The sequence below is a fragment of the Alkalihalobacillus sp. FSL W8-0930 genome (assembly GCA_037965595.1).
Lineage (GTDB): Bacteria > Bacillota > Bacilli > Bacillales > Bacillaceae_D > Alkalicoccobacillus.
In genome coordinates this window covers 632,839-649,355 of record CP150183.1, presented here as the reverse complement: position 1 = coordinate 649,355, position 16,517 = coordinate 632,839, and the positions used below count along the sequence as shown (strand labels likewise).

Annotated in this window: 17 protein-coding genes; 3 read left to right on the top strand and 14 right to left on the bottom strand. The window is 36.7% G+C overall.

Translation table 11 applies throughout. From position 1 onward, the window contains the following. Position 1: 1 nt before the first annotated feature. Positions 2–1,690 carry a hypothetical protein gene (locus NSQ54_03425; protein ID WYP27178.1) on the top strand — a complete coding sequence of 563 codons (1,689 nt, stop codon included), beginning with the start codon at positions 2–4 and terminating at the stop codon, positions 1,688–1,690. A gap of 80 nt (positions 1,691–1,770) precedes the next feature. Here the strand turns inward: NSQ54_03425 and NSQ54_03420 are convergent, their stop codons facing one another. From NSQ54_03420 to NSQ54_03380, 9 genes are all read right to left on the bottom strand, one after another. After that, the gene (locus NSQ54_03420) at positions 1,771–2,130 is read right to left on the bottom strand and encodes a cystatin-like fold lipoprotein (GenBank protein ID WYP27177.1); all 360 of its coding nucleotides are present in this window, start codon (positions 2,128–2,130) and stop codon (positions 1,771–1,773) included. A gap of 72 nt (positions 2,131–2,202) precedes the next feature. Next, the gene (locus NSQ54_03415) at positions 2,203–2,706 is read right to left on the bottom strand and encodes a hypothetical protein (GenBank protein ID WYP27176.1); all 504 of its coding nucleotides are present in this window, start codon (positions 2,704–2,706) and stop codon (positions 2,203–2,205) included. 12 nt (positions 2,707–2,718) lie between these two features. Further along, the gene (locus NSQ54_03410) at positions 2,719–3,747 is read right to left on the bottom strand and encodes a lysozyme family protein (protein ID WYP27175.1); all 1,029 of its coding nucleotides are present in this window, start codon (positions 3,745–3,747) and stop codon (positions 2,719–2,721) included. Positions 3,748–3,790: 43 nt separating this feature from the next. Then, positions 3,791–6,184: a hypothetical protein gene (locus NSQ54_03405; protein ID WYP27174.1), complete on the bottom strand. Its 2,394-nt coding sequence runs from the start codon at positions 6,182–6,184 to the stop codon at positions 3,791–3,793. A gap of 14 nt (positions 6,185–6,198) precedes the next feature. Then, positions 6,199–6,525 carry a DUF1874 domain-containing protein gene (locus tag NSQ54_03400; GenBank protein WYP27173.1) on the bottom strand — a complete coding sequence of 109 codons (327 nt, stop codon included), beginning with the start codon at positions 6,523–6,525 and terminating at the stop codon, positions 6,199–6,201. Between the two features lie 20 nt (positions 6,526–6,545). Further along, entirely contained in the window at positions 6,546–8,939 is a 2,394-nt protein-coding gene (locus NSQ54_03395) for an ATP-binding protein (GenBank protein ID WYP27172.1), read from the bottom strand. Next, on the bottom strand, positions 8,929–9,450 hold the full coding sequence (locus NSQ54_03390) for a conjugal transfer protein (protein WYP27171.1): 522 nt from the start codon (positions 9,448–9,450) through the stop codon (positions 8,929–8,931). The genes NSQ54_03395 and NSQ54_03390 overlap by 11 nt, the downstream gene beginning before the upstream one ends. A gap of 14 nt (positions 9,451–9,464) precedes the next feature. Continuing rightward, positions 9,465–9,728 carry a hypothetical protein gene (locus NSQ54_03385; protein WYP27170.1) on the bottom strand — a complete coding sequence of 88 codons (264 nt, stop codon included), beginning with the start codon at positions 9,726–9,728 and terminating at the stop codon, positions 9,465–9,467. Between the two features lie 18 nt (positions 9,729–9,746). Next, on the bottom strand, positions 9,747–10,781 hold the full coding sequence (locus NSQ54_03380; protein WYP27169.1) for a conjugal transfer protein: 1,035 nt from the start codon (positions 10,779–10,781) through the stop codon (positions 9,747–9,749). A gap of 89 nt (positions 10,782–10,870) precedes the next feature. Here NSQ54_03380 and NSQ54_03375 point away from each other — a divergent pair, with 89 nt between their 5' ends. Next, entirely contained in the window at positions 10,871–11,035 is a 165-nt protein-coding gene (locus NSQ54_03375; protein ID WYP27168.1) for a hypothetical protein, read from the top strand. Positions 11,036–11,324: 289 nt separating this feature from the next. On the opposite strand, the gene NSQ54_03370 is transcribed toward NSQ54_03375, so the two are convergent. The 3 genes from NSQ54_03370 to NSQ54_03360 all read right to left on the bottom strand — a co-directional run bounded on the left by NSQ54_03370 (position 11,325) and on the right by NSQ54_03360 (position 12,104). Further along, positions 11,325–11,618: a hypothetical protein gene (locus NSQ54_03370; GenBank protein ID WYP27167.1), complete on the bottom strand. Its 294-nt coding sequence runs from the start codon at positions 11,616–11,618 to the stop codon at positions 11,325–11,327. Positions 11,619–11,733: 115 nt separating this feature from the next. Beyond that, a complete protein-coding gene (locus NSQ54_03365; protein ID WYP27166.1) occupies positions 11,734–11,913 on the bottom strand; it encodes a hypothetical protein in 180 nt (59 codons plus the stop codon). Continuing rightward, entirely contained in the window at positions 11,910–12,104 is a 195-nt protein-coding gene (locus NSQ54_03360; protein ID WYP27165.1) for a hypothetical protein, read from the bottom strand. Before NSQ54_03360 ends, NSQ54_03365 begins: the two co-directional genes overlap by 4 nt. Before the next feature lie 268 nt (positions 12,105–12,372). On the opposite strand from NSQ54_03360, the gene NSQ54_03355 reads away from it, so the two are divergent. Next, positions 12,373–13,185 (top strand): STAS domain-containing protein, encoded by an 813-nt coding sequence (locus NSQ54_03355; protein WYP27164.1) that lies wholly within the window; start codon positions 12,373–12,375, stop codon positions 13,183–13,185. 274 nt (positions 13,186–13,459) lie between these two features. Here NSQ54_03355 and NSQ54_03350 read toward each other — a convergent pair whose 3' ends face one another. Further along, a complete protein-coding gene (locus NSQ54_03350) occupies positions 13,460–14,452 on the bottom strand; it encodes a replication initiation factor domain-containing protein (GenBank protein ID WYP27163.1) in 993 nt (330 codons plus the stop codon). Between the two features lie 69 nt (positions 14,453–14,521). Then, positions 14,522–15,922 (bottom strand): FtsK/SpoIIIE domain-containing protein, encoded by a 1,401-nt coding sequence (locus NSQ54_03345; protein WYP27162.1) that lies wholly within the window; start codon positions 15,920–15,922, stop codon positions 14,522–14,524. Positions 15,923–16,517 lie beyond the last annotated feature (595 nt).

The window sequence follows — 16,517 nt, the reverse complement described above, 5'->3', positions numbered from 1 at the left end:
AATGATTATAAATTATATCATTATTTATGATTACATTAACCAGAAAATTAATAAGTACAATTTCACTGATCAAACAAATATTTTAGTAAGTGAAACTAATACCATTGGAAAATCAAGTTTAATGAAATCCATTTATTATTGCTTGGGTTTTAACATTAAAGTTTGGCCTACTGGGTGGGATTCTAAACAAATGGTTTTTCAAATTAAAGTGTCAAAAAATAATCGAACCCATTTGATTACTAGACAAAAAGATTTATTTTATATAGACGAACAAAATGAAATTCTAACAGAAAAGGAATTTTCTTTATGGTTGCAAGAGTTTATTTCCTTAAACATAAAATTAAAAGATAAGAAAAGTAAATCTTTAGTTGATGTGTATTCAAGTGAAGTTTTACTACCGTTTTATATTGATCAAGATAAATCTTGGAATGGTTTCATTTTTAGTAAAACCTCTGACTCCTTTTCTCGATATAGCAATACAGTGACCAGTGTTATAGATTTCTTTTTTGGCATTAATAATAATAAAATAGTTAATTTAGAAATAGAAAAGAACAATTTAGAAGGAAATCTTAATAATGTCACTAAGAAAATTGAAGCTTTCGCACTCCTTCAGAATGAAAATTTACAGTTTACACCACCTGTATATAAAATAGATCACAACGAAAATATTCAAAGTGATACTATATTAAATTCAGATCAAATTAATTACCATTTAAGCAAGATAAACAACATTAGTAACAATATCTCAGAGATAAATCGAGATCAATTGAGTATAGAAACTAAAATTAATAACGCTAACAGAGAAATAAGCGAACTTACTAAATTAAAACAAGAATATCGAAAGAAATTTATAGAAATTAAACACGTTTGTGTTCACTGTAACTCAAAACTTACTAAAGAACAGTCCTTAACAAGATTAAAATTAAGAAATAATAACCTTGAAATAAATGAGCAATTAGATTTAAACAAGAAATCTAAGAAGAATTATGAATTGAAATTGAAAGAGATAATTGAAAGAAAGAACAATCTATTATTAGAAGGTTCTAGATTAGAGGACATCACAGAAAAAAATAAACAATACACTGATTTAAATTATTATATAGAAGATAGAGTTAAACAAGAATTCAATAATAAGTATTTTAAAATTGAACAAGAATTAGTTTACGATAAAAACGAATTGATATCTAATATCAGTAACCTCAGAAAAGATATTATTAAGGAGAAAAAAAGAGGCTCTGAACTAAAGAAAACCATAAAAAAAAGCTACGATGAATTGATCAATGAGTACGAGAGGTTCTTTAAGGATATTAAACTTGATGATATCAAATTTTATACTTTCAAAGAAGTTACAGGTAGTGGAATTGACTCAAATAAAAAAATGTTAGCACTGTATACTCTATATGCAAATTTAATAAGTCAATTCTCTCCGTACAATCTACCATTTGCAATGGATTCATTTATAAAGAATGAAACTGCTATTAACTTAAAGCAACAAATGTTTAGTTTTCTATCAAAATACTATTTGTCTATTAATAATCAAGTCTTCTTTTCAATTATTAAGGAGAATATACAGTATATTAATAATACTGAGGATTACAATTTCATAAATTTAGATAAGCCCATTTTACAAGATATTAATGAGGATAATAGATCTCTATTAAACTCGCTTTACATATTAGACATGAATTAATCTCAGTTAAAAGCCAAATAAAAAAGAGTATTTGGCTTTTATTTATACATCTAGTTTTCTACTACTTTTTGTATTAGGTTTCAAACTTCTTCTCCTAATTGTTCTTGATATTCAGGCGTCTTACCTATCATTGCTTGCCCTTCAAATTGTTCAAGTTTATTCCAACTTTCACCTGCTCGTTCATAATAGTATTTATTCCCTTCTCTCATATCGTTCTCAGGATCATAAAATGAAAGAAAGATATACTTACCATTATCATGTACAACGATATTACCATTTTCTCTTTTCTCATACTCATAGGTACTGGAAAACGTTCCATTTCTAGTATCATGATGAAATTCGATAACATCATCAATAGCTTGGTCATACTCCCCATTACCGCACGCAATCAATAGTAAGGTCAATGGAATCATCCATAAAGTAAGTCTTAACTTCTTCACGTATATCCCTCCTTTTTACCATATAATTTCCTATTATCTTTTATCTTACCGATCATTGACTGTTTTTTCAAGCTAGTATTGAGTAAACGAAAATTCATGCACTTTCCAGTCCCCTTCTTGTTCAATCATATTTAGTTTCATAATCGTTTGCGCTCGACTATCTACATCGTTAAACGAAATTCGATTTGTAAATAAGACAAGTAATTCTTGACGATCCTTTAATGATTGACCGAAATAAATTGATAAATCTTCGACGCTAGAGGAAACGTGTAAATTTTCATTCCCTTCTAGTCCCTCATGGGTATTAAACTGTAATTGACTTAACACTTCTTTTGTGACATAAGATTCCACGTTCTCTTTCACAGGTTGATCTTCATAATCAAAATAACCTTCAATAAATGTCTGGGCAGACGTTTTCGCTTCTTCATAAAAAGATGGCACGACGATTTCTTGATCTTCGGCATGACTTTCTTCTATTAATACCTGATTTTCATTTTTCAAATGGCTGTTCTGAATCAGTAAATAGACCACCAGTGCGCCTGTTAGTATAGACCCTGCAATCAGTTGCTTTTTCATTTTTTCTACCTCCTATAATCCAAGCGTTTTTCTTGGATCTTTTTTCGCATGATGCGGTTGCCCTAACTCGGTCATATGTTCTAAATGAAGATGATTCCCTGTACTTGATCCTGTTGTTCCACACTTTCCAACCGCATCCCTTTGATTCACAGATTGACCATTTCGTACACCAATGGATGTCAGATGAGCGTATCGGCTAAACTCATTGTCACCATGCTTCACCGTGACATAATTTCCGTATCCAATGTTACTATGAATCGCTTCAACGACTTTGCCATCTTTCACACTTAAGATATCGTCAGATGGTGTACATCCAAAATCTAACCCACCATGAAACGAATTGACTTCCCCTGTGATCGGGTGTGTACGTGGACCAAATTCACTGGTTATACGTATCTCTTTTAATGGCAGCGTCCATTCAGAATTTCCTCCCCTTGCATAGTCAGGTTCATTCGTATCTAAATATCTGTACACATTGTCAATGTAATTGGGATCGCCATAGACATTCCACCCTAACCGTTGTTTCATATGATCGGAAAATTGCTGTGCTAAAGGTTGACTATATTCCCCGTTGTTATGTTCCTTCGCATAATCAATAAAACCATGTCCCATATTGTAACTTTGTAACGCTAGTTTTGTATCACCGCCCGCTGATTCTAAAACGGTTGAAAAATAGTAAACCCCTTGCTGAATCGATTCTTCGGGATCAGTGATCGTATTAACAGGCAATCCTAGACTTTCTGAACTCTGCATAACGTCTGCTAATCGTCCTCCACTTTCTTGCATGGTCATTGCCATTAAGATTTCAGTATGATCTTCAATTCCATTTTCCTTGGCGTATTTTTCAAAGAAAGGTCGATACCGCTCAATCTCAAGACTAACGCCATTAAATCGATAGTCACCGTCATAGGTGAATTCTTCATCTCTCATATCTTCGTTTGCACTTGAATCATTCTCACCAGTAATGGTCATCATAATTCCTAAAAATAATAGACCCATACCGACAACGGGTATAAGAAACAGACAACCTAGTTTTTTCATGTCACTTCTCCTTTCCTACAAAAAAAGGACATCCTAAGATGTCCTACCCTCTACGACTATGGCGATCTTTTTCTTTTTCAATGGCGTGTAACGCTTGTTGTGATCGTTCGTTAGTACTTTTTCTCTCAATTGTTGAAGAAGATTGGTTTCGTTTCTCACGTTGAGAGCTTCCCTCGGAGTCTGTTTCCTTCTTAACAGATTGAGAAGGTTGTTTCGTTTGATCGTGTTTCGGATGAAGACCTTTATTTTGCTTCGTCACTTGTGGTTGATTGGTAGAATGATTAGTGGTTGTTCTAGCTTGTGAATGGTTAGAGAACGTTTGAACCGAAGGTTTAGAATCTCTTTCTCTTTCTTTCGGCTGTAATGATTCTTCTAAATGCTTTGTACGTGTTCCCTTCGATTTTACTTCTCTTTGAGTAGGTGTTTTTATCTCACGTTCCTTCGGCTTTAAAGCATCTTGATGAATTTGGCTCGTTCTATTTTGTTTCGTTTCTTTTGATGGTTGTTTATGAGACGAATCTCCTTTTTGTACACTACGCAACGCCTTATGATCTTCTAAGTTCGTAACGGTGTTTGCTTTTCGTCCTTGTTGTTCCTGTGCTTGTAACCCTTTTTGATCTTCCTTCGACTGTTGTTTACTTCGTGTTGTATGAGGTGTTTGTAGGTTCTGCTTTGTGGCTCGGCGGTCAGTCATCTCTTTCTCTGACATAGGAGCTAAAGCGTGTTGTTGATCCTGACCCTGTTTCGCTTTTCGTTTTTCCTCCTTCTGTTCTTTCTTCGGCTCGGCTCTTGTTTGCTTCCCTTGTTGTGGTGTACGTTCGTTATTCGTTTTTACGAATGCTGTGCTTCCTGATGTTGGGGTTTCCTGATGATCTTTTGTCTGCGCCGTGCGATCCTCTTTCGCCACCCCTTTCTTCCCTGTGGAAGTTGCCTGTTCCCTTGTGGCAGTTGGCGCATTCACACTGGAAGAAGGCGAAACTTCTTGTCCTGCCTGCTTAGAGGAAGCTAATCGTAAGCCTGCCATCTTTGATTGCAACGGTTGTAACGCAGGATTGACGACATCACGTTGAACATTCTTTACCATGTTATTATCAACGGATTGAACCTTACCAGCCGTGATAAAATTAACAAGCGAATCACGTTTCTTAATCATTAAGAAAAAGAGAATGATCATAGAAAACAGATTCACTAAATACATCGCAAAGCCATTCGGTGGTAAAAGGGTATCCACGATGAAACATAGAAGATAGACGAAAAGCACCAGAATACCAAGCAACGCTTTAATTAAAAATACACTTAAGAGTTTTCCAATGGCTTTAAACCCAGAATTAGCGAAGGTAGGAATGTAAGCCATAATAAACGCAAATGGCAACGCAAACGTTAACGCTAAGGCAAGAATCTCTAAGATAAGATTTAAAAAGGGTAAAAGGAAGAATGGAACACCTATACCAATCGCACCAACTAAAACAAGTAGCGATACACCTAATTGTGAAAATACATTTCCTGATCCTAAGTTATCATTGTTTAACTCACTAATTTCGCCATCTACATATACATCTCGATCTTTCATTCCATCACTCGTTAACTCAAAAGCTAACAATCGATCCACCCGATTATATTGCCCTTCGCCCGGAAGTTTGGACGGTTCAGCGTCATGGTTATTCACTGAATTCTCGCTTGTCGTGCCATAATTCGCAATGAGATAAGGTTTCTTCACCGCTAAATCAAAATAGATATTTCGCATGACGGACACTGTACCATTGAGCCTATCTTCTTCGTCAATGTTTTCTGTATCGGCATACACGCCATCCCCGTTCGCAATGGTAATCAGACCGTTCCCTGCTTCTAGTAGATACCCCTGCGCTTCAACCGATACCGCATTCATGCTTTTCAGAAGATACCCTGCATTCATCATCCAGTACCCTCCGACTACTAAGACAAGAAGTAATAAAAGAAATCGTCTAACCGCTTCTTTGATAGTTCCACGTACAATACATAAATAAATCATGTATCCAATGGCGATGATGAAGAATAATTCTCCAAAATATTTTTGCAACGTGTCATAAACCGTAGACGTTACGCCCGTTAATAGATCAGCAAATTTTTCAATCGGTTCAAGCGAATACATAATTTCCATCGATTTATCAACAGCTTGAACTACAAACGTACCAATGGTAAAACTTAAATTCGCAAAACCTACAAATGCTCCCCGTAGGGTATGACTACGATCTTCATTATTCGCAAAATATCGATTTAAGGGGTAACGTTTGATGTCTAACTCGACGCCCCCTTTTTTTTCGATATTCACATCGGACATATTTTCTGACCCTTGCGGTGGTTCTTCTTCATCTTCGGCATACGTTACACCTAACGTTGCGAACACAAGAAAAAGGGGAAGCAATATCGCCCCCCCTAACAATAGTAGTTTTCGTTTCACATTAATCCTCCTTTCTAATCGATCCGTGTCAGGAGATAAAAGTCATATTTCACGTGGTGTAATTCCTCTTTACTTAATCGCTGATACTCTTGATAACGGTCATACAGCTTAAAACATATCGCTCGTTGAAAACGATTCTGTTTAAAGCGAATCCTATTAACTGGAACGGGAAAGCCGAGTAATTCTTCAAGCACTCTTGATGACGCTTCATGCCCCACGTAGCTTTCATAGTCGGTTTCATGATCAAACATGATTTTCCTCGCTTCAAGCAGCGTGATCTTCTCCGCTTTGTAATACCCTTGATTGGTTACAACCATTGAATTTAAAATCGCCAATTTCATCTGTTTCATTCACCTCATTTCTATAGATATTTTTCCTCGGCCACGGCTACTTTTGATTCTTCGACCGTTTCTAATGCGCCCTGCCATTCTTCAAAGAGACATTCAATGCTGATTTTAGCTGTACGTCCATAGTAATCTTTAAATAGGCATTGTCCTTGAAACATGTTATCCATCATTTCGATGTTTTCTTCGCTTGGCTCCATATTCATCCATTTGAGTACGTCTTCACGTTCGTTTGGTTCGTCAAAAGCAAACGCTACACCAAAATTCCCTGATTCTTCTTCACTTAATGCGTCCTTAGTCGTCTGTGTAATGAGAACTAACGCATTTTCATAACTTCGTCCGACTCGTCTCATTTGCTTCTCGACTTTCTTCCCTTGCTTACTCGATGTAAAGACCCATGCTTCATCAATAAATTCAATCGTTCGTTCACTCTTATCCATGCCAAATAACTCACAAAACTTGCCAAGCGCAAACATGACCGCACTCGATTTTAATTGTGAGTTCGTGTAACTTTCAATCGGATCGGTTGCGTCAGGTAAATCCAAATGTTCAACCTCGATGATGTTAATACGATCTGTCAGCGATAACGCTTCATTTGATCCATCATGCACACATAATTTTAAAATACTATCCGCCACGACCTCATGTAGAAAGTCTCCTGCTTTCTGAACAATCGGTTCTTCATGTTCTCTCATAAGTTCGATGATCTGCATTGATCCCACTTGTTCTTCTTGTTGTCTTCGTTCGATGACTTTGGCTATGGCTTGCAAGAATGCGGTATGAATATCATCCTTCCCCTTAAAGTCATAGACTTGGGAGAAAATGACCTGTACCATTTCTTTCGCTTGCATGGGTGGAAGAAAGACAATCGGATCAAGCGAACCCCAATTCTCTTTATTCTCTGAATCCAACGTCGTGAAGTGAAATCGTTCAAGGTGTTCCGCAAACAGTGGGTAATCCTTCTGCACTTGCGGATTTTTCATCACCTTATTAATCCATTTCCTTAACTCTTTCTTTGGATCAATATAGAGTGACCGCACATTCAACATACTCACATATAAGAAAAGGAGTTTCGCTAGAAACGATTTTCCTGTTCCTGTATCACCTGTGATGAGTACGTGTGGCGATCGTGTTTTTGATCCTCGTAATTGTTGATTCGCTAGAAACATGTGATAGAGGACAGGAAAACGGCTTGAATGAATCGCACTCGATAAGTCCGTATGTTTAGCAAAAGGATCAATCCATCCGATGAAGAAGCCAACTTTTGAACCGATGTCAGCTGTGACCCCGAATAAACCTTCGGCTAATCCATCTTGTGTCGTTTTCTGTATCCAATTTCGGCTCGTTGCGTCCAGTCGCTCCCCTGGTAGGAATTTATAGAATAAAGGTAGTTGATCGGCTACAGGTAGTCGGCACGTGATTCCTGCTGACTTCATATGACGGATCACTAATTTCGCTCGTTTCTTACACTCTTTTTTACTCTCACCTGTAATGACAATCACCGATAGCCAGTTCATCATGTTCACATCATCATTTTTGATTTCATCCCTCAAATGTTTCACAAGGTATGAACTGGTACTGACGGAAGAATCGGTTTCTTCTCCCACCTGATTTTGTTCGTTGCTCGTTTCTTTTAGTTGTTGATTCTTCATGTTTAAATCCATCTTCGTTTTTGATTTACCTTCGGCTTGAATTTTCATTTGCACTTCTACAGGAAAAGGAAGCGTTTGTGCTTCATAAAACAATTCACTCTCTGCCATGTTATGTCGAAATTCGTCGACAACTACAAAGGAGGTATAGGCTTCATCAAATTCTCCATTCAATTTCAGTACACCAGTGGACGTGGGATCAATCAATGCGTCGGTAATGGCATTCACGCTTGTTTTATCCATTTCTTCATCGACCTGATGGTCAATTCCTCGAATGAAGTTATAGCGATTCACATAGATCAATTCTTCTTCTGACAGTCTGACACCACCAACCATCATCATCACGTTTGCCATCGTTTCTTCGGCTTCTTTAAATTGTTTAAAAAAGGATTCGGATACGTCCTGTTCCCACCCTAATAAATTGATGATGGTATCAGTCGCCGTTGAAAACATCGACATCATATTTTCTTTTAAATCAGCGTCCACGTTGACCAAATCAGACCGTAAGCGAACACCGATAATAAAGTCATTTTTTGTGACATTGCCTAATCGCTGATTTAACATGCGCTGGGTTTCTTCGGTGTAATACATGGCCATTTCTTTTGAATCGTCCGCTAAATCATCATTCAGATCATCAAACTTTTCTTCTAGTTGATAATCTTGTGGGTACATCATCAAGTGAACATCTTTATATTCGGTTACTTCTTCAAAGTAGGCTTTCCAGTTCTTTTTATAGCGGTTGACGACTTTCTTATTTTGCATGGGAATGGATTGACTCTTGACTCGATAATACCCCCACACGTCGCCCGTTTTCGTCAATAGTAAGTTCTTCCGTAGCGTCTTCATCGGTGTTTTTAACATACTCATAGTTGGATTGCACCACCTTTACACAGGGTTTAAATGTTTGCGGTTCATCCATCCATTGCACTTCATGATCTTGGCAGAACCGCTTTTTTGGTAACTTAATTTGCAGATAATATCGTGCGACATCTAAAAAATAGAGATAAAGGTTTTTCCCTTCGGGTTTAATTTTAGTCACTAAAACCGTTAATCCGATAGGAATACCAATTAAGAAAACGAGAAAGCTTTTCCCAAACGCATGAGGGAATCCCATGCGAATGAGTAAGCCTAATCCTAGGACGATAAAGAAGAATAAAAAAAAGTTGATTACGTGAATCAACTGAAAGGCAACAGGTAAGCTATATTCTTTTGTTAGCTGTTGAACCTGTTTCGGTTCTCTCATGGCTTTTCGGTAATTAAATACATATCTCATGTCGTTCACACTCCTTAGAATGTATCAATGAAGGCTTGCACCCACGCACTTACTCGTGACCAATTTTGAACTACAAAAGTAACAACCCCACCAAGAATCATGGTCATGACAATTCCACCAAATTTAAAGCGAGCAAAGTGTTTCGCCACCATGAAGAAGACGAGTAAACTAATCAATTGAAGAATAACAGTTAATCCCCAATTCTCAACTACATTTAATGTCGGTAAATCATCTGGTACATTCGAGTTCGCTAATACAACTAGTTCCGTTAATTTCATTTCAATCACTCCTATGTTTTATTGGTATTCCAAGGTTTCAATAAAGAAATTTCCTTCATGACGTTGGAGATCTAATTCCATATTCACCACGTGCGGAATATTTGTTTCGACACCTCTAAACAAGACTGTCACGAATACCTGATAGCCTTCTTCTTTTTCAACGATATGGGTACTCGTTAGTTCATCTAATTCAAACGCTCCATTCAAACTCGTTGGCTCTTTCATCATGTACGCTAATTCCTCTTTCGGCTCGGACGCATACCGAGTAAAGAAGGTATTTAAAAACGTATGAATTGGTTCAGTGTCTTCCCCTGTATAGGCTTCGGCTCTTTCTTCTTCTTCCTGATCAATCACTCCTTTCACGGTTGGTACTTCGGAGAAGTACGGCACACCTGATACGGCAAATTGATTTTCTTGCGATTGAACAGGAATGCTTAATAGTAAGGTTTGATCCGTTTCTTCTGTTTCTGTCACTATTTCGGTTTCAGGTTCTCTATCTTCATCATCATTTTCTTCTTGTTCAACTTCCACTTCTTTTTCATGGTGAATGCGATTCGTGAATGTTACCTTGTACTGAAACAACGTTTCATTTTCTTGTTCGTCTTGCACATCAAAAAGCGAATAACTTTTTAACACTCGATCTCCTTGAATACCTGACAATTGATAGAACTCATTTCGTTCATTCAGAAAGGTTTCTGAATGAATCATGTATTCTCTTAGATTCTGTTTACGTATTTCGATCGCTTCATTCTTATTCGTTACGTTGATATAGGTTGGAATGAACCCCGATAGAAACTGTTCGGCTAACGGCTGCGACATGGTTTCCTTAACTTCGGTTTCCTTTTCATTCAACATAGCGTTTGTTATATTTAATCCTGATCTTGTATTGACCGATAGTAGGATTGTAAGGATGGATAGAACAACGATTGATCCTAAAAGTGACCAAACAGCTAAAGCAGTCCTTTTTGAATGATCCTTCTTCATTGGACTTTTTCGCTTCTGTGGAATTTTAATTTTTTGTGTTCGACCTTTAATTCGTTTAAATATATTCATTGATAAACTCCTTCCTGTTCGCAGATTTGTTTGAAATGGGTTAAAAGGGTACTTGAATTTGAGACAACTTAATTTAAGAGGTGTGGAAATTGGTTAATCAGAATGATGATCTCTTATTTACAGAAGAGATTAAAAGGCTAAAGAAAGACCTTTTATACGCCGTTGACAACAACTTAAAAGTGGAAATACAAAAAGATATTCAGTTTTTAGAAACTGTCTTAACAAACCATAGTAGATTGCTTACCATCTTTTAGCGTTCATTGATGTAACGTAAAAAAGATGTTACCTTTTGTAACACCTTCCGAGGTGAAGCATCTTTGAGATACACTTTTTCATGTTTTCGGTCGCCATTAGGCAAGTAAGATACTTTATAAAAGGTATACCGATAAGTGGTATACCCTTTTTTACGTTCTCCCTCCACTACTAACATAGTCAATCGACTTAACTCTTTAACATAAACAACAGATCCCCTTCCCACCGTAAAACCTAACTCTAAGAAACGTTCATCCATCGTTTTATATTGTGTGAGCATAAAAAATACCACTATCCTTTATCTGTAGTGGTTACGTCTTGAAACAAGATATATTTCAGTCCTTCTGATTCTTCTTGATATGGTTCGTCTTCATCTTCATGAACGATAAAGTGTGCGGTGATGTTTTTCAACACATTATCCACAACCATTTTCACATCAATGACGAACTGTTCATACACACCTTTTGCAATATATTGTACGTGTTCTTTCATTCGTTCAATTAACTGTTCAGCCACCTCTAGGATACCTTGATTATCTAATTGATCCTCTAGGTTCGAACGATTGAGTAAGATCACATTATTCATATATTCATCATCCTTTCATAATTTACTTTCTTGGAAAGTGTTCGACTAGATGGTTCTGAAAGTATAATTCAATCACTCCTTCATCTTTCAATTCCAATACAGTAAAAAAGAAATCCTAACTCCCTTCTGTCTCTCGACTGTATTCATCCAAATGAACATGTATTTGTTCTCCTATTTCAGTGTGGCGTGTAAACTCAGCCAACTGATCAAAGATCGGTTCCCATTGGCGTTGAATATTTTTTCTAATCAATAGTTCATTCAACATTGATTCCTTGACCACATCTATGAACATCATACATTTGTCTTCTTGATTCGAATTAGATTCGATGTGCAGACACTTGATACAATAAAAATCATGACAAGACTAATGATTCCCCCGAGAATTACCTGTTCTTCAATCGAGATATACATCACAGTAAAAGCTATAAAAGTAGTCACTATAAAGAAGCTAACTAGTAAAAGAGATGAAAGGATCGTTCTTATCAAAGAAATAACCTCCTTATTTAAATTAAAGTCTGTTTTCTTATAAGAAGATGTTTCAAATATTTCTCAAAAGGGTATTAAGGTTTGTGTTCAAAATTAAAGACCTACTAAAAGAGAGGGGGATAGCATCTCAGTATCAGAAGAAGCCATTACATATTATTTTGATCATCAATTTCACAGTCCCTAGATTTCGAATAGCATAATTTGCTATCACTCAAAGCTTTTTAACAAACAGTCAGTATATAAATTATTTGAAATAAGGGTGTTGTACATGAAATCAGTAGAAATATCGAATATGATGTTTGAAGATCTAACTTCGCTAACCTCCAGAATATACAATAAAACTCACCTTGCAGATAATGACCTTTTAGAGAACCTATCAGAAAAAGAAGAAACATTACATTGGACACTATTAAATGAAATCTTATTACAAATTAAATTAACCCTTACAGATGAATCACAACAAGGAGAATCTTTTACCTTAGATTTTGATATTTTAGACGAAGCAGCAGAACTCGGAATGGGTATTTTTGATCTTATAGAACTTTTAAGTAATTATCGATATGAGTTACTTCTTGCATATCAAGAAACCTGTGAAGAAAGTAACTTCCATTCTAAAGATTGTAATAGACTCTCAAACAAAACTATACGTATCTTTGATGAAGCCATCTTACAAACAAGCATTAAATATACCAAACGTCATGAGAATCACTTATCACTTGCTGAAGAAGAGATTTTATCTCTATCAGCTCCTATCGTTCCTATAAAAGAGGATGTTTCAGTCATTCCTTTAGTAGGTTCTTTGAACAGTCAAAGATTAGATACAATTTTTAATGTTACTCTACCTAATGTTGCTGAAGCCGAAGTTCAAACACTCATCTTAGATTTCTCAGGAATTTACTCATTTGATACGTTCGTAGCAGGTAAGATTTTTGATATCAGTAAAACCTTGAAAATCTTAGGTGTAGATTCTGTAATTACAGGATTAAGACCTGAATTAGCTCAAACGATTGTTCAACTCGGGCTTAAACTTAACACCTTTACTATCTACAAAGATGTAAAAACTGCATTACGAAATGTTTGACTCCTAACCCATACAGAAATGTGTGGGTTTTTCTTAATAATAAAACCTTGGACGCTGTCCAAACCTGCAAGCTAATTTAGCTTGACCAAAAGTTTATATCATCCCCCATCCCCCAATCTTGGGGGCGACCCTAGCCGGTAGGCGAACAAAAAAAAGTGTTTTTTTGTTAGGCCAAGAGGGTGTATTACCGATACTCTATCAACTCCTTAAATTCCTTTCACGTTGTTTCAGTCAGACATTTACCGTTGACAGATACCATATGCAGAGCCTTGATTTATGCGTGTACCATATCTTTGACTTCGCCCAACCATACATCAAGCATTTTTTCTTGTTTCTTGGTCAATTCAGCATTCGTCACCATATCAGATAGCTGATTCGTACCGAGTACCTGATCTGCTTCAACAACCATTTTCATGGATGGTGCACATGAATTATTTAACCAGCGCTTGGTTTTCTCATAAAATTCTTCTTCGGGATTCATCAACAGGCTTAAACGCCCAAAGTCACCGATAAAATCCTGCCAAAATTGGCTCGTTTCCCATTTGGAACGTGGTTTCTCTTCATCCTTATCCGCAAAGCGAATATAGTTATTCACCACTTGCATAGCGATATCTAAAAACTGATTCGTTTTCATTAGTGAAAGAATCGCTTTTTGTGCTCGTTCATTCTTCATCCGCAGTTCATATCGATTCCAGTCGTCCATATCTTCAATAGGTAGATCATATTTTTCAGCCTGTTCATAATTCTTCTCATAGAAACAAAGGTATGTTTCTGACTTTTTCGAGCCAAAATATAGGGTTGTTCCTCCGTTTGAGCCATCCTTTATACTGACAGAACCATTAAAATCCGATTTCCTAAACCTTGATATGGCTTCGCCATGTTGAACCTTTTCAAGCAAATAAGGGACAGTGAAATAGGTCTTCCGATCATCAATCGCAATATCTACCCGACTAAACTTGCCATTTAAATTTAAGCAATCTTGAAAGAAATCAAACCATGTCTTATTCCGAGCTTTTAAGAATGTCTCAAATTGCCTGCACCCTTTCCCCGACATTTCGACGAGTATCCCTCGGCTATCGCCTGGCTTCGAGTAGAAGACTTTGATTTGATCTAGCTGAAAGGTTCCAATGTAGCCGTAAAAGCCTGATTCTAATTCCTGCATGTACGCTTTCTTTAGATGAACCACCTTTTCGAGGATTAAATCAACATCTTGTGTTTTGAAAGACACTCTAAGGTAATCCATCATAGCGCTTAACTCATGTTCCACTCCGTTCACCTCTGTTTCTTATTTTTAATTACTACCCCCCTGTTAGCTAGGGGGGGTTAGTTCAGTAGGTCACTCGCTGCGCTCATTCCCTACGCTTGTTTCCGAGGCTGTCGCTACGTTGCCACTGGCGACTGCCGTCGCCGACGCGCCAACCTCTCCAACGGACGCTTGCTCTATCTCCTTCATAAAATCATAACCCTTAGGTACAAATGGACTGTAAAACTCCATAATGGTAGATGTACCACTATCCGCATAGCCACGCCCTTGAACACTCTTATTAATAAAGGTTTTATCCGAATCACCAAACATCATCCCGTAACCTGTCTCCGACATTCTGCCTAACGTCACTCGGAAATTAAACTGGTCACGTATCCCATCGGCTAGATACTTAGCGTCAGGTCGTTGCGCTCCAAGTACTAAAAAATAACCCATCTGCCGACCAAGCATAACGAGTTGTTTCATATATCCCATAGCTTCCTGTCTTTCGGTATGGTCCAATAAATCCATGAATGCAACATATTCATCAAAGAAAATGAAAACAGGTGGCAAGCCTAAGTAAGCATAGTTTTCACCCGTTCGATACTCGGGCATGTTTTTCATGTCCTCGGAACGTTTCATCATTCCTTCGACTGACTTTCTAAGCGTCATAAGAATCCCTGTAGACTTTGAAAAGACCGTACCTTTTGGCAATACCGCTTCTAAGTCAGCCAAGTCAGCATTTTTAGGATCAAGTATTTTAATTTCAGCATTTGATTTAATCACCGCTTGTATAATCGTTAAGATAAAGTAAGTCTTCCCTCCACCTGTTCCACCTGCGATCAGCATGTGCGGAAGTTTATCAAACGACCAATACACGCCATCCATCAACTTCATAGATCCGTTCTGAACGGTCACTTCCTGTATTGGAATCCGTTTCTTACTAGCGTCGTACAATAACTTGAATACCACAAAGTTTTCTTCCACTTCACGGTCTACGAGATCACAAAAAAGACCACTCTCTAAATCCTTCCCTAGGTTTAGATAACGGTCTTGAAATCGGCTCATATCCATCGAAATTCTGATATAGATATGACCATTCTTTTTCTTATAATAGGCTCTTGGAAAGTAAGTAATTTTATTTTTACTCACCTGTTTCTCTGACCATTGCGATTCACTTTGTATACGTTGTTCTTCTACAAAGCGATTTGAAAAGAACATTCTAGTAATCTTTTGTCTGTGCCATATACTTTTATATTTCTCATGAAAAAGAAGATAAGCAATGATCACAGCTACCAATCCAATAAAAAACGACACCCCTGCCCCTCTTGCAATCAATAACCAATTCCAATCGCTTAGTTGAGTAAACACTTGATACTGCTTAATGTCTAACCAATCAATGATAGGAAAGTGTTTACGAAAACTAACATACATTCCTAAAAGGAAAATAGGAATGAACACTATTAATATCGCATTCCGCACACCATTCTTCATATGTGGTAAGATTCTATGCCCTCGATATTTCCAGAGTTTATTCTTAATAGTATCTACTCCTTCCAATTATCTACTTATTTCTTTTACTTCTTACAATTTTTTTGATAACATGAAATCCACCGAACATTATGAATAAACAAACCACAAAGAATGTATTAAAGAGAATATCGAAAAATAGCCATCCTGTCCTCATGTAAACATCCTTTCATAGAGAGAGTGAGCTAATATTGGAGAATATCTTTAACCTATACAACAAGTATAGTTTTTTCATTATATTACTATTGATAATCAGCAATATTTTATTTTCAGTCAGCACTAACATACCATTTGATTTTTTTACTTCCTTCATAAAAATATTACCTAACACAGTCGTTGAACATTTCTCAAATAACAATATAACCACTTATGACTGGCTAAATATATTCATAGTAGTAGCTGCTTTAACTGGATTCACAGCATTATGGCATTTCTTTTACCATAGATATTACATCAAAAAAATAACAAATCTAGAGGATGAAGGTAAAGTGAAAAGAAGTAACCATTATCCTAAATTTCACATGGACTCTATTCACGGGTTTATGTCAGATTTAACAAC

Coding starts and splice junctions, on each gene's coding strand:
- NSQ54_03425 (WYP27178.1), top strand. CDS start 2: ATGATTATAAATTATATCATTATTTATGATTACATTAACCAGAAAATT.
- NSQ54_03415 (WYP27176.1), bottom strand. CDS start 2,706: ATGAAAAAGCAACTGATTGCAGGGTCTATACTAACAGGCGCACTGGTG.
- NSQ54_03410 (WYP27175.1), bottom strand. CDS start 3,747: ATGAAAAAACTAGGTTGTCTGTTTCTTATACCCGTTGTCGGTATGGGT.
- NSQ54_03400 (WYP27173.1), bottom strand. CDS start 6,525: ATGAAATTGGCGATTTTAAATTCAATGGTTGTAACCAATCAAGGGTAT.
- NSQ54_03395 (WYP27172.1), bottom strand. CDS start 8,939: ATGCAAAATAAGAAAGTCGTCAACCGCTATAAAAAGAACTGGAAAGCC.
- NSQ54_03390 (WYP27171.1), bottom strand. CDS start 9,450: ATGAGATATGTATTTAATTACCGAAAAGCCATGAGAGAACCGAAACAG.
- NSQ54_03385 (WYP27170.1), bottom strand. CDS start 9,728: ATGAAATTAACGGAACTAGTTGTATTAGCGAACTCGAATGTACCAGAT.
- NSQ54_03380 (WYP27169.1), bottom strand. CDS start 10,781: ATGAATATATTTAAACGAATTAAAGGTCGAACACAAAAAATTAAAATT.
- NSQ54_03370 (WYP27167.1), bottom strand. CDS start 11,618: ATGAATAATGTGATCTTACTCAATCGTTCGAACCTAGAGGATCAATTA.
- NSQ54_03365 (WYP27166.1), bottom strand. CDS start 11,913: ATGATGTTCATAGATGTGGTCAAGGAATCAATGTTGAATGAACTATTG.
- NSQ54_03355 (WYP27164.1), top strand. CDS start 12,373: ATGAAATCAGTAGAAATATCGAATATGATGTTTGAAGATCTAACTTCG.
- NSQ54_03345 (WYP27162.1), bottom strand. CDS start 15,922: ATGAAGAATGGTGTGCGGAATGCGATATTAATAGTGTTCATTCCTATT.